At 68.7% G+C, this 12,421-nt stretch carries 11 protein-coding genes; 2 read left to right on the plus strand and 9 right to left on the minus strand.

Annotated elements, in window-relative coordinates; genetic code table 11:
• The first annotated feature begins 30 nt into the window (after positions 1 to 30).
• Positions 31 to 870, plus strand: coding sequence for a hypothetical protein (locus tag ACQ1RG_RS16035; RefSeq protein WP_009378202.1), 840 nt, complete (start codon positions 31 to 33; stop codon positions 868 to 870).
• 109 nt (positions 871 to 979) lie between these two features.
• Positions 980 to 2,059 (plus strand): alcohol dehydrogenase catalytic domain-containing protein, encoded by a 1,080-nt coding sequence (locus ACQ1RG_RS16040; RefSeq protein ID WP_009378200.1) that lies wholly within the window; start codon positions 980 to 982, stop codon positions 2,057 to 2,059.
• A 27-nt stretch (positions 2,060 to 2,086) separates the two neighbouring features.
• On the opposite strand, the gene ACQ1RG_RS16045 is transcribed toward ACQ1RG_RS16040, so the two are convergent.
• From ACQ1RG_RS16045 to ACQ1RG_RS16085, 9 genes are all read right to left on the minus strand, one after another.
• Complete coding sequence (locus ACQ1RG_RS16045) at positions 2,087 to 2,665, minus strand: maltokinase N-terminal cap-like domain-containing protein (RefSeq protein WP_009378197.1); 579 nt, start codon at positions 2,663 to 2,665, stop codon at positions 2,087 to 2,089.
• Positions 2,666 to 2,714: 49 nt separating this feature from the next.
• Positions 2,715 to 3,500 (minus strand): FAD-dependent thymidylate synthase, encoded by a 786-nt coding sequence (thyX, locus tag ACQ1RG_RS16050; protein WP_009378195.1) that lies wholly within the window; start codon positions 3,498 to 3,500, stop codon positions 2,715 to 2,717.
• A gap of 110 nt (positions 3,501 to 3,610) precedes the next feature.
• Positions 3,611 to 4,048 (minus strand): hypothetical protein, encoded by a 438-nt coding sequence (locus ACQ1RG_RS16055; protein WP_009378193.1) that lies wholly within the window; start codon positions 4,046 to 4,048, stop codon positions 3,611 to 3,613.
• Between the two features lie 70 nt (positions 4,049 to 4,118).
• Complete coding sequence (locus ACQ1RG_RS16060) at positions 4,119 to 4,874, minus strand: peptidase E (RefSeq protein ID WP_009378191.1); 756 nt, start codon at positions 4,872 to 4,874, stop codon at positions 4,119 to 4,121.
• Positions 4,853 to 5,932 (minus strand): lipoate--protein ligase family protein, encoded by a 1,080-nt coding sequence (locus ACQ1RG_RS16065; protein ID WP_009378190.1) that lies wholly within the window; start codon positions 5,930 to 5,932, stop codon positions 4,853 to 4,855. Before ACQ1RG_RS16065 ends, ACQ1RG_RS16060 begins: the two co-directional genes overlap by 22 nt.
• 76 nt (positions 5,933 to 6,008) lie before the next feature.
• The gene (locus ACQ1RG_RS16070; protein ID WP_430600265.1) at positions 6,009 to 8,204 is read right to left on the minus strand and encodes a prolyl oligopeptidase family serine peptidase; all 2,196 of its coding nucleotides are present in this window, start codon (positions 8,202 to 8,204) and stop codon (positions 6,009 to 6,011) included.
• Between the two features lie 47 nt (positions 8,205 to 8,251).
• Positions 8,252 to 8,896, minus strand: coding sequence for a hypothetical protein (locus tag ACQ1RG_RS16075; protein WP_009378186.1), 645 nt, complete (start codon positions 8,894 to 8,896; stop codon positions 8,252 to 8,254).
• Between the two features lie 139 nt (positions 8,897 to 9,035).
• The gene (locus tag ACQ1RG_RS16080; RefSeq protein WP_430600266.1) at positions 9,036 to 10,607 is read right to left on the minus strand and encodes a DUF222 domain-containing protein; all 1,572 of its coding nucleotides are present in this window, start codon (positions 10,605 to 10,607) and stop codon (positions 9,036 to 9,038) included.
• A gap of 203 nt (positions 10,608 to 10,810) precedes the next feature.
• On the minus strand, positions 10,811 to 12,256 hold the full coding sequence (locus tag ACQ1RG_RS16085) for an MFS transporter (RefSeq protein ID WP_009378183.1): 1,446 nt from the start codon (positions 12,254 to 12,256) through the stop codon (positions 10,811 to 10,813).
• Positions 12,257 to 12,421: the final 165 nt, after the last annotated feature.

Genomic DNA, 12,421 nt, shown 5'->3' on the forward strand with positions numbered 1-12,421 from the left:
TCGCGGTTGTCGGCTCCCGCGTGGCGGACGTTGCGCGAGGAGCACGAAGCGCAGGTCGCCACCCGCACCGATGCGCACGTCGCCCGCCGGATGGCCGGGGAGAAGCACCCCGTCGAGGACTTCCTCTTCACGTACTACCCGTTCAAGGCCGGTCAGCTCGCGAAGTGGAATCCCGGAGCCGGGGTCCTCCTCGAGCTCGAGACCTCAGGCGACCGCGAGTACGTCGACCGTCGGTGGTATCGCACGGACGGCACCGTCGCCGAGGTGGACCTCGAGTCCTGGAGAGCCGACCGAGGCGAGGGGGCTCGGTTCATCGCCGCGCTTCTGTCCGCCACCCTCGATCGCGAAGCGAACATCGGGTGCTTCGGCCTCCACGAATGGGCGATGGTCTATCGGATGAGCGAGGACGAACGCCGCCATCAGCAGGTGCCGCTGCGGCTGAGCTCCGCGGAGACCGACGCCGTCGTCGAACGCCACCGCATCCAGTGCTCCCACCACGATGCGTTCCGCTTCTTCACCGCCGCCGCCAGGCCGCGCAACACGCTCCAGCCGACACGTGAGGGCATGGTCGGCAACGAACAGCCGGGTTGCCTCCATGCGGGCATGGACCTCTACAAGTGGGCGATGAAGATCGGGCCGATCGCCCCGTCGCCGCTCGTCCTCGACTGCTTCGATCTCGCCCTCGACATCCGCACGCTCGACATGGAGGCCTCCCCCTACGATCTGCGCGGCTGGGGCTACGGAGTCGTCGCGATCGAGACCGCGGCCGGCAAGGCGGAGTACATGGAGCGCCAGCAGGCCTTCAGCCGCCGTGCGCAGGCGCTGCGCCGACGCCTCCTCGACGCACTTGCAGCTGCCGGCATCAGCTGAGGCCGACGGGGCTGGCGCACGCCCCTCCCGAACGGCGCGCACCCCGGTCGGCACCGCACCTCCCGGACGGCGCGCACAGCCGCGGGGACTCGCGGCTATCATCGGCGGCATGCGCGCCATCGTCTACGACCGCTTCTCCACACCGCCGCAGCTTGCCGACATCCCTGCACCGACGGCTCCCGACCACGGGGTCGTCATCGACGTCGACGCCACTGGCGTCTGCCGCAGCGATCATCATGCCTGGTCAGGGCACGATGAGACGGTGAGTCTGCCGCACGTGCCCGGGCATGAGCTCGTCGGGCGGATCGCCTCGGCGGGGCCGGCGGTCGAGGGATTCCACGTCGGTGAGCGGGTGACGGTGCCCTTCGTGTGCGGGTGCGGGGCGTGCCGGTGGTGCCGCTCCGGCAACGCCCACGTGTGCCCGAACCAGACGCAGCCGGGCTTCACGCACTTCGGGTCGTGGGCGGATCAGGTCGTCATCCATCACGCCGACGCCAATCTCGTCACCGTGCCCGAGGAGCTGCCGGATTCCGCACTCGTCGGGCTCGGGTGCCGCTTCGCCACGGCCTTCCACGGACTGCGGGTCCGCGCCGAGCTGCAGGCCGGTGAGACCGTGGCCGTGTTCGGCTGCGGCGGGGTGGGTCTCTCGACGATCATGATCGCCCGCGCGATCGGGGCACAGGTCATCGCGGTCGACATCAGCGATGCCGCCCTCGACCGGGCCCGGGACCTCGGAGCGAGCCGGACGGTCAGCGCACGCGGACTGGGACCCGGGGAACTCGCCGAGGCTGTCGTCCGGGCCGCCGCGGCTGTCGAGCCGGCTGCCGACCGTCCGGGCGGGGTCGCCGTGACCGTCGATGCCCTGGGACGGCAGGACACGATCACCTCGGCGATCGCCTCCCTCGGCCCATTGGGCAGGCATGTGCAGATCGGGCTGCTCGACGGCGAGCCCGTCATCGACGTGCCCCGCGTCATCGCGCTCGAGCTGAGCATCCTCGGCTCCCACGGCATGGCCGCAGCCGGCTACCCCGAGCTCGTCGCCCTCGTCGCCTCCGGCGATCTGCGGCCGCAGGATCTCGTCACCACGACGATCGGTCTCGAACAGGCACCGCAGGCGATGCTCGATATGGATGAGGCCGGCGCGACGACGGCTGGGATGACGATCATCGACCTCGGTCTCGGCCGCTGACCAGCGGCTCACCGCAGCCGGCCGAGCTCACTCCATGACCGCGAGCACGACCGAATGGTCCTGACCGGGCCAGCGTCCGAGCAGGAGACCGGATTCGGTGCCCTCGAGCGGCGAGTCGAGTGTGAGCTCGGTGATGAGGTCGACGCCGCCGGCACCGGCCAGCGGGCCCGTGCCGTGGACGTGGGCGACGTCGGTGATCTCCTCGACGCGCTCGCCCGCGTCGTCGACGAGGTACTGCTTCGCCGAGGTGCCCGCGGTGGCGATCGTCGCGTCAAGGCGGCGCCGGAACAGGGGATCGCCCATGCCCGCGTACACCCAGCGCGTGCCGAGGACCGAATGCTCCATCGTCGTGATGAGGGCATCGGCGGCACCGTCGAGGGGCTCACCGCGGTACGTCAGCGGCACCTGGAACGTGCGACCGCCGCTGGAGACGATGTGGACCTCGAGCCCGACCTCACCGGCGGGGTCGTCGAACCGATAGGCGGTGACCTTCTGCAGCGGCTCACGCTCGAGGTCGAGGTCGGACGCCCAGTCCTGCGCGGCCACCCACTCCGTGATGACCTCGAGCTTGCCGGGGCTGAGCTCGGCGTCGAAGATGTCAGCCATGGTGTGCCCTTTCGTGGGTCGCGAGGGTGCGGGGCCGGCGGTGCGGTGGTCAGGCCTTGCGGGTGCCGGGGATCCACTCCCCGTCGACGATCTCGTAGTCGGAGAAGATCGCCGGAGCCTCGGTCTGCATGATCTCGCCGATCTTGTTGAACACGAGGCGGATCTCCTCCTCGGCGCCCTTCGCGGTGCGCATCTCGATGACGTGGCGCAGGGAGCGGAGGTTCGCGGTGTAGACGATGCCGGTGGCCAGGCCTTCGGGGGCGAAGCGGCGCATGAACGAGGTCATGTGCTTCTTGTGCGCGAACTTCGTGCCCTCTTCGTCGAGGCCGAAGTGCTCGGCCATCCACTTCTGATGCTCTTCGAGGGTGTCGAGGACGGCGAGCGAGCGCTCCATGAGCTCGGGATCCTCACGGGCCCAGTCGGGGAACCAGAACGGGATGTCGGCGAGGCGGACGTAGCGCAGGGACTCCTGCGAGAACGCGGAGCCGGCACGGTGGCGGATGAGCTCGTGGGTGAGGACACGGGAGACGTTGTGGAGGACGAACGTGAAGTTCGCATGCTCGAGCACCGACCCGTGCTGGGAGGAGATGACGTTGCCGAGGTAGGACGCCGAATCGGTGCGCACACGGGAGACATTCGGATTGAGGCCCGGCTCCCACGAGCGGTAGCACATGCGTCCGGAGAACTCGAGGAGGTCCTCGGCGTCCGGTGACTCCGCTGCTTCGACCCTGTCCGCCCACGAGGTGCCCCCGACTTCGTCGAGGTACGTCCTCATCGCCTCCCAATCGATGCTGGGCTTGGCGAGCAGTTCAACGGACGGTTCGACCTGGCGCATGTCTCTCCTTGGAGGTTCGGGACGCTGTGGTTCCCAATCCTACAGAGTGTCGGGGTCATCGAGGACGGGGTGCTCACGCTCGCGGGCGCCGGGCCCGGTCTGCCGGTCGCTCAGGCCTCCGGGCCGTCCTGATCCCGCCCGATCTCCGTCCGATTCCTCCGATAGAGGACGGTGAGCAGGATCGCTCCGCCGCCGAAGAAGACGACCCCGACAGCGGCGACGACGGTGAGCGCCGTCGGCGCCACGATCGTCGACTCGATCGCCATCCCCGCAATGGCGAGGGCGACGATCACCGCGCACGCTACGGCGAAGGCCGAGCTGCCGGCGATCGCGAGCAGCAGACTCGAGCGCAGGCTCATCGACGGCAGCCGCATGAATCCGGCGAGCAGGCATCCACCGAAGAAGAGGACGACGAGGATGGCGACGAGCTCGCCGGTCAGGAGCATGCCCATACCGATGAGGACGAACATCGCGGAGACGACGATGAGGAGGATCGCGCTGCGTCGTTCGCTGCGGATGCGCCGTTCCTCACGACTGAGCCTGGCCATGGTTCGCCTCCCTGAGTCCTCGCGCCCAGCATAGCGGCACCGGCGACCTGCGGTCGGCGCTCTCGTCGCCTCAGGCGAGCAAGATCGACTCGAGCGGAGTCTCCGTTTCACCCTCGACGAGGTGGACACGAGCGAGGGGGTCTTCGGTGACCACCGAGGCGAGCGCACCGTCGGTGAAGACGGCGGCAGCACCGTCGTCGAGTCCGAATCCCGGGCCCGGCAGGGTCCCGTCGGCGATCCACGTCCGGAACGTCTCGGCCCGACCCTCTTCGCCGTGATGGTGCGGGCAGGCGCTGCCGGGGAGGAAGCCGAGGCCGTCCCGGAGCGGCGCCAGAGGCCCGAAGGAGTCCGTCGACGAGGCCTCGAACCAGCAGTTCGCGCCGGCGCTGATCCCGGCGAGGATCGTGCCGGAGGCCGCGGCCCGCTGCAGAACGTCGTCGACGCCGTGCGTGCGCCACAGAGCGAGGAGGTTGACCGTCGATCCTCCGCCGACGTAGACAAGGTCCATCTCCGCGAGCATCTCCGGCTCCCGGTATCCCCAGGGGCTCTGTCCGAAGAGGGAGAGCACATGCGTCTGGGCGCGACCGGTGAAGGCGGCCTCGAAGCGCTCGATGTAGTCGCGGCTGTCGCCGGAGGCGGTCGGGACGAAGCACACGCGCGGCAGTGCCGGACTGTGAGGCTGAGCCGCTGCCACCCGACGACCCGCGAGGTCGAGCAGCCAGTCGTCGGTGGCTGACTCTCCGGTCTCCGACATCGAGAAGCCGCCTCCGCCGAGAGTGACGATCGTGCCGCGGAACGCCCCGATCACGGAACCCGGTGCGTCCACGCCTCAGTGCCGAACTTCTCCGCGACGAGCTTGCGGGCGCGGTCGAGCTCGGCTTCGGTGTAAGTGTCCTCAGTGGCGCCGTAGCGGTCGATGAACGTCGTCGCCATGGTCTCGATGATGTCGGTGCGGGTCTCACCGGTCTGGCTGCGCAGCGGGTCGACGCGCTTCTTCGCACTCGCAACGCCTTTGTCGGAGATCTTCGCCTGACCGATGCGGAGGATCTCGACCATCTTGTCGGCATCGATGTCGTAGCTCATCGTCGCGTGGTGGAGCAGCGTGCCGTCGCGCAGGCGCTTCTGCGCGGCCCCGCCGATCTTGCCCTCGGTCGAGGAGATGTCGTTGATCGGTTTGTAGAAGGCCTCGACCCCGAGGCTGCGCAGAGCCGCGAGCACCCATTGGTCGAGGAAGACGTAGGACTCCTGGTAGTCGAGGCCGGCGACAAGCGACGGCGGGACGAACATCGAATACGTGATGCAGTTGCCGCCCTCCATGAACATCGCTCCCCCACCGGAGATGCGGCGGACGACCTCGACGCCGTACTTCTCGACGCCTTCGGGGCGGATCTCGTTGACGTAGGACTGGAAGGCGCCGATGACGGTGGCGGTGTCGTCCCATTCCCAGAACCGCAGGGTGGGCCGGCGCCTGCCCGCGGAGACCTCTTCGAGGAGCACCTGGTCGAGGGCGACGTTGAGCTGTGTCGGCAGGACTTCGCCGCGGATGATCTGCCAGTCGAAGTCGGTGAAGTCCGCGGCCGATCCGAGGGCCCGACGCACTGCTGTGGCGACATCTGCGGTGGAGAACCCGTGCATGGCGAGTTCGGAGCCGTACGTCGCGAGCGCGTCGTCGAGGCGTTCGCGCAGCTGCGCGTTGTCGGCGGTGACGTCGGCGCCGACGAGGGCCGGTGCGAGATCGAAGTAGGCGTCCTCGGGTTCGAGGAAGAAGTCGCCGGAGATCGTGGCCCCGGTGATGGTCTGTCCGTCGGTCTCGACGTCGGCGACGACGAGTTTGCCGCCGATGACCTTGTACTCCGCGTGGAAGCGCTGCGTCTCATTCGTCATGGCTCCACGCTACGCCGCCGCACAGGCCCCTGCCAGTGAGTCCCCTCACCTCTGCAGGGGCCTGCGCGACCCCGGTTCACTCCCCCGTCAGCGCGTTCCAGAGGAATCGGTAGCTCAGCGCCCGCACGAACGCGGCCTGCTTGTTGTCCGAGGCCGCCGCGTGGCCGCCTTCGGTGTCTTCGAAGAACCACACGTCAGGGATCCCCATCGCCTGCATGCGCGCCGCCATCTTCCGTGCCTGCACGGGTCCCACCCGATCATCGGAGGTCGCGGTCCAGAAGAGGACGGGCGGGTAGTCGACGCTGCGGTCGAGAAGGTGGTAGGGCGAGAAGTGCTGGATGAAGGCCCAGTCCGCGGGGTCGTCGGGATCGCCGTATTCGGCCTTCCATGAGTACCCGGCGCTGAGCTTGGTGTACCGGCGCATGTCGAGCAGCGGAACCCCGCAGGAGACCGCGCCGAAGAGCTCGGGGTACTGGGTGAGCATGTTGCCGACGAGGAGACCGCCGTTCGATCCGCCCGCGCAGCCGAGGTCCTCGGTCCGGGTCACGCCCCGGTCGATGAGATCCCTCGCGACGGCGGAATAGTCCTCGTAGGCGCGCATCCGGTTCTCTCGCATCGCCGAGGTGTGCCACTGCGGTCCGTACTCGCCGCCGCCGCGGATGTTGGCGAGCACGTAGACTCCCCGGCGGCCTGCGGGGATGTCGTGGCCGCGCCCTGCGCCGCGGCCCTGTGTCTCCCGCGAGAGCCAGCCGAGGCCGACGATGGGCGAGTAGACGGGCGTGCGGCTGACCTCGAATCCGCCGTAGCCGTCGAGGAGCGTCGGGTTGTTGCCGTCGAGCACCAGACCCGACTCGGCGATCTGGAAGTAAGGAACCTGCGTGCCGTCGGCGCTCGTCGCGAAGTGCTGCTCGACGGTGAGGCCGTCTGAGTCGAAGAGCGCAGGCGAGGACTTGATCACCTCAGGCGCCGACGCCTGAGCGCCGGCTGCGTCGCCGAGGCTGCCGTAGGAGAGCGTCGAGGGGGTGAGGAAGCCGGTGCTCACGAGCCAGTAGTCGTTGGCGGTGGCGTCATCGTCGGGGTCGACGGGGGCGAAGCTGACCATATGGTTCGCCTCGACGCCGGGGAGCGGCGCGGAGGCGAAGTCGTCGCTCGGGTCGAGGACGACGAGCTCGGACTGGACGTCTCGGAGCAGTTCGAGGACGAGCCGGTCGCGAGTCCACGACCACGACGCCAACGCGGTGTGGGCGTCGGGGGTGAAGATCAGCCGGGGTCGGATGGCGCCGGCCTTGACCTCGGCGGTCGGGGCCGCGGCGAGTCCGCCGGCGGGAACGACGACCGTGCCTGCGTCCCAGTCCGACTGCGGTCGGAAGAGGACGAAGTCGTCGTCGATTCCGACGGAGACGTCGGTGGGGACGTCGACGGGGATCCAGGCGTCCTCCCACGACGAGGCGGTCCTCGGCAGGGCGTGGTCCGGTCCGCGGAGATCGTCGAGGTCGATGAAGCTCGCCCGGGAATTGAAGAAGTCGATGGCATCGACGGTGACCGCGCGGTCGACATTGCGGCCGCCGACGTCGGAGCCGACGTAGATCGCGACGTGGTCGCGGGGCACCTCGGCGACGATGGGTGCCTCGTCGATGCTCTGTCCCCTGGTGAGTGCCCGCGCCTGCCGGGGGTAGGAGGAGGTCGTCAGGGAATCGGATCCGGTGTCGGTCGCGACGAGGATCGTGTCGGCGTCGAGCCACGCGAAGCGGGACTTGGCCGTGGGGAGGTCGAAGCCGTCGTCGACGAACTGCTTCGTCTCGAGGTCGAACTCGCGGACGCGGTGGGCATCGCCGCCGTCCGGGGAGAGTGAGATGAGCGCGCGTGTGTGGTCCGGTCGCTTCACCGACGCTCCCGACCACACCCAGGGGGTGTCCTCGGCGCGGGCGAGTTCATCGACGTCGAGAAGGATCTCCCAGTCGGGGTCGTCTGTGGTGTAGCTGTCCCACGTGGTGCGGCGCCACAGGCCCTTGGGGTGGTCCTTGTCGCGCCAGAAGTTGTAGAGGTGCCCGCCGCGCTTGGTGACCATCGGGATGCGGTCGTCGGAGTCGAGGGCCGTGAGGATCTCAGCTGACATGCGGTCGAAGAGATCGTCGCGGAAGCGGGCGAGGGTCGCCTCATTCTCCTCGCGGACCCAGTCGAGAGTGTCATCTCCGTGGATGTCCTCGAGCCAGAGGAAGTCGTCGTCGAGGTCAGGGGTCTGGTCGTGGGCTTCTGTCAATGAGCTGCTCATGGTCCCATCTTGCCAGGTCAGGCGGTGACGTGCGTCTCAGAACGTCATCATTGCGGCGGACGGAACATGACGAGGCCGGGCTCGCCGTTGGGGGCCTGCGGCCCGTGTCCGATGGCGGTGAAGCCGAGGCTTCCGTAGAGGCGGCGAGCCGGGCTGTCGATATCGTCGGTCTGGAGCCAGCAGCCGTAGCCGGAGATTCCGCGCAGCCAGGACTCGAGGGTGCGTCGCCCGAGCCCGGCGGCCCGGAGGCGGGGATCCCTGGCGAGGAGGTTGAGGGCGAACGTCCATTCGAGGACGGGCGCGGCGTCGCCGAGGGACTCCCTGAGCTCGTAGGCCCACTCGTAGGCCTGTTCCGCCCAGGCCCAGAAGTGACCGTACGCGATGGCGCGGAGGCGGCCGTCCTCGGCCGAGCGGGCGAGGGCGGCGAGCACCTGCCCCTTCCGCACGGAGGCCTCGTAGACGTCGGCGAAGAGAAGCGCGTACTTCCGGTCCTCGTTGAGCGGGGGTTCGGCCGCAGCCGCACCGTAGAGGTCACCGACCTCGGACGGCGGCGGCAGCACACCGTGTACACCGGCAGCCGACTCGACGGGCGTCCACCGGTCGCCGAGGCCACCGGGAAGACCCCAGACGAGTTCGACCGGTTGGATCACATCCGCCGTCTTCGCTGAATCGGCGCCGGAACGGTCATTCATATGACCAGCTTAACGACTTGAGTAGTCGGGCCACTGAACGGAAGGAGAACTCGGGCCGTGGAAAACCTCACGGTATCCCGAGATCCTTCGGCACAGTGGTTCTCGATCACGATTCTTCAGAACGGTCCGAGATGCCCGATCACGGAGCTGCTCTGGCGACGAGGTCGTTCCGCAGTCGCCTCTCGCACGGGCTGTCCTCACGCACTGATCCCGCGGAGTCGAGCGGTTGACGGCGAGTCGGGCGCGTGCCCGTCCGAGACGCCAGCCCGACCTGAGGCGGTCCGAGCCGAGGTGGTCCGACCTGAGGCGGTCCGACCGGCGACGGATCGATGAGGACTCGTTCGTCCTTCGGCACCGCCGCAGTCTCCGCGAGGATGACGATCGTCCTGGGCGGCGAGCCCGGACCACGAGCCTGACCCTCCTCCTGCGCCGTTCCGGGCGATCGCGGTCTGGCGTCGATCGGGCAGGTGGATCTGGCGTCGATCGGGCAGGTGGATACGGTGTAGCGGTGACCGGTCGGCGTCGTCACCGACAGCTCGGTGGCTGAGGTTCGATGGCGCCACCCGGGCAGTTCTTTGATGTAGTTGCAGGCAGCGCACAGGCCGGAGGCGTTGTCCCAACTCGTCGCGCCTCCCGCGGCGACGGGAGTCGCGTGGTCCACGTGCTTGATGGTCGCCTCGCACCACGGTGTGCGGCACACGTCGTCGCGGACGGTGATCATCCGTCGCAGCAGACCGGAGAACTCCCGCCGGCTCGATTCCATGGCGACGAGCTGACCGTCGGTCGGTCTCGCATACATTCTGCGCAGGAACACCGCGCCCGGGTCGTCGGCGATGAGGGATCGCGCCGCGCCGGCGGGGATCGGCCCGAAGCCAGGAAGCCATGCGGGCTCGTCACCGTCGTCGAACAGTGTCTCGTCATTCATCACGACGAGGACTTCGAGCGGGATCGCGTCCGCGCTGTCCTGCCCGGTGACGCGCTCAACGAGCAGGTCGGCCATCGTCTGACTCTGCGTGCACCCGCCCGAGGCGCCGGTGCCGACTCGAGCGGCGGCGGCCCTGGAGAGGTTGGCGTATGCGGCGACCGCCTCCGGCATCGGGAGGAAGGCGGTGAGGTAGGCCATGTTGCCGGGTGCCGGGCGAACGCTCACGCAACGCTCCTCCTTGCAGCGGTCGAGGTGCCGCACCGCTGCGACCTGGTCGAGCTTCTGAGCCAGCGCGCGGACTTCGCTGCCGAGCCGGCGCACCCCCACCTCGGCGAGCCGGTCGGCCATCCTCTCATCGACCTGCTGCCGCTTCTCGCGCGGCAGCCATGCGGTCTCGGTCGCGACGAGGCGAGCCTTCTCCTCGGAGATCTCACCCTCTCTGAGAGCCGCGTACGTGTGCGGGAGGTCCATGAGCAGCGTGCGGGAGAAACCGAGGAACCTGCTGCCGCGGGCGCGGGAGACCTTGCGGGCGAGCCCGATCTCGGCGCCGACCCCACGTCCCTGCCGGTCGCTGGGCACCCCGTCCTCGGCTTCGCGGTTGCGCCGGTGCATGTCGAAGGTCAGGGTCTCGCGGGCCTGTGCCGCCGCCGCTGCCGAGGTGAGCTCCTCCAGGGCCGTGATGCGGTCGATCGCCTCACGTTCGGTCCGTGCGGGAGGCAGGGCGGACAGCGTCTCGCGCCAGCGGACGATGTCCGCGATGACGTCTGAAACCGACTCTGCTTCCATGCTCTGTACCCTAGACCGCGGCACTGACACGAGATTCGCCGTGAACGCTCTGCCTGGTCAAGGCCCATTTCGTCCGATGGCTGCCGGTCGGACCGATCGCTGCCGACTCTGCCGGGCCGCGGCTGCTCCGACCGCAGGCGTGCCGGGCTGGAAACGCCACGTTCGACGATGCCCGCCGGGGTCGGCGACCCTCGACGACTGCCTCAGGTGAGCTTCTCCCCTGTCGTCTCCCTGGCGAGGAGCGCCATGAGCGCAACGGCGACGACGACGAGGACACCGGTGAGTGCGAAGGTTGTCACGAGCCCGAGGACCGGCCACATGTAGGCACCGAAGACGAGCGGCGCGATGCCGGTGGCGATCCGCGAGGCCGCCGACGCCCACCCGAAACCGGACCCGCGCAGGCGGGTCGGGTAAAGCTCGGAGACGTAGGTGTAGAGCGTGGGGATCGCGATCTGGATGACGAAACCGAACCCGATGACGCTCGCCTTCGCCGCGAAGCTCAGCTCCGATCCCGATGCTTCGATGAAGACGGCGACGCCGACGAGGAGCACCGCGGAGACGATCGCACTGACACCGAGCACCCACTTGCGCCCCAGGCGTTCGACGAGGAGCGCCGAGACGACGACGCCGAAGATGCCGACCGCGGTCATCGACCCGGTGACGAGGAACGCCGCCTGGTCGCCGAGCCCTTGCCGCTTGAGGATCCCCGGCAGCCATGTCAGTGCCGCGTAGTAGACAAGGAGGACGGAGACGAAGAGGGCCCACGACACCAGCGTCGTCTTCGCCGAGTACTGCCACAGCTGTGCGAGCTGTCCCGTGGCGGCCCGCAGCCGACCGTTGACGGAGGTGATGATTCCAGCGGAGGACTCAACGGTGCCCTGTCTCCCCTCGCCGAGGCTGTCGGTCGTCAGCGGTCCCGCATCGCCGGGTGCGTCGTGCGTCCAGGCCGGCACGTCGGCGCCGGTGCGCTCGACGAGGCGCGCGATGACCGCGTCCGCCTCGGCGTAGCGGCCGACGGAGGCGAGATAGAGAGGCGATTCGGGGATCCCGAACCGGACGGCGACGGTGAGCAGTGCGGGGATGATCATGACGAGCATGATCAGCCGCCAGTCCCCCATCGTCAGCAGCCAGGCGGAGACGAACGCGCACAGAGACGCACCGATCGGCCACCACCCGTCCATCGCGGTGAGCACGCGGCCGCGATGACGCTTCGGCGTGAACTCACCGACGAGTGCGTAGTCGACCGGGATGCAGCCGCCCAAGCCGAAGCCGGCAAGGAAGCGGAAGACGATGAACCACCCGAACTCGGGAGAGAACGCTCCGGCGACGGTGAAGATCGAGAAGACGAGCAGCGTGAGGGTGAACGCCTTCTTGCGCCCGATGACATCGGCGATGCCTCCCCAGACGAACGCGCCGAGGGCCATGCCGATGAGGTTGGCGGTGGCGATCCACGCCGCCTGCCCCACACTGAGGTCCCAATGGTCGCTGAGCAACGGGATGAGGAACCCGTTGAGGGCGACGTCCCACGCGTCGAACATGAAGCCGAGGCCGCCGATGATGAAGATGGCGCCCTGCGTGCGCCACTTCCACGGCAGGTTCGCGATGACGTCGGAGGCCGTGGGTACGGAGGTCGAAGACGGTGCAGTCACGGGGACACAGTACAACGTTTAACGCACGGACGCGCAAAACACTCAGCAGGTGCGCGCCGGGGGCGGGCACGGACGCCAGAAAGGTGGATCCGGTTCGAAAAACGAGACGATTTCGAACCGGATCCGCCTTTCGGGGCCGGCACACAGGCGGCACAGGCGGCTCGC

The organism is Brevibacterium sp. K72, assembly GCF_050562175.1.
GTDB classification, from domain to species: domain Bacteria; phylum Actinomycetota; class Actinomycetes; order Actinomycetales; family Brevibacteriaceae; genus Brevibacterium; species Brevibacterium casei.

What these genes read in the sequence shown, in the direction of transcription:
- ACQ1RG_RS16040 (WP_009378200.1), top strand. Translation starts at nt 980, where the DNA reads ATGCGCGCCATCGTCTACGACCGCTTCTCCACACCGCCGCAGCTTGCC.
- ACQ1RG_RS16045 (WP_009378197.1), bottom strand. Translation starts at nt 2,665, where the DNA reads ATGGCTGACATCTTCGACGCCGAGCTCAGCCCCGGCAAGCTCGAGGTC.
- thyX (WP_009378195.1), bottom strand. Translation starts at nt 3,500, where the DNA reads ATGCGCCAGGTCGAACCGTCCGTTGAACTGCTCGCCAAGCCCAGCATC.
- ACQ1RG_RS16055 (WP_009378193.1), bottom strand. Translation starts at nt 4,048, where the DNA reads ATGGCCAGGCTCAGTCGTGAGGAACGGCGCATCCGCAGCGAACGACGC.
- ACQ1RG_RS16065 (WP_009378190.1), bottom strand. Translation starts at nt 5,932, where the DNA reads ATGACGAATGAGACGCAGCGCTTCCACGCGGAGTACAAGGTCATCGGC.
- ACQ1RG_RS16070 (WP_430600265.1), bottom strand. Translation starts at nt 8,204, where the DNA reads ATGAGCAGCTCATTGACAGAAGCCCACGACCAGACCCCTGACCTCGAC.
- ACQ1RG_RS16075 (WP_009378186.1), bottom strand. Translation starts at nt 8,896, where the DNA reads ATGAATGACCGTTCCGGCGCCGATTCAGCGAAGACGGCGGATGTGATC.
- ACQ1RG_RS16080 (WP_430600266.1), bottom strand. Translation starts at nt 10,607, where the DNA reads ATGGAAGCAGAGTCGGTTTCAGACGTCATCGCGGACATCGTCCGCTGG.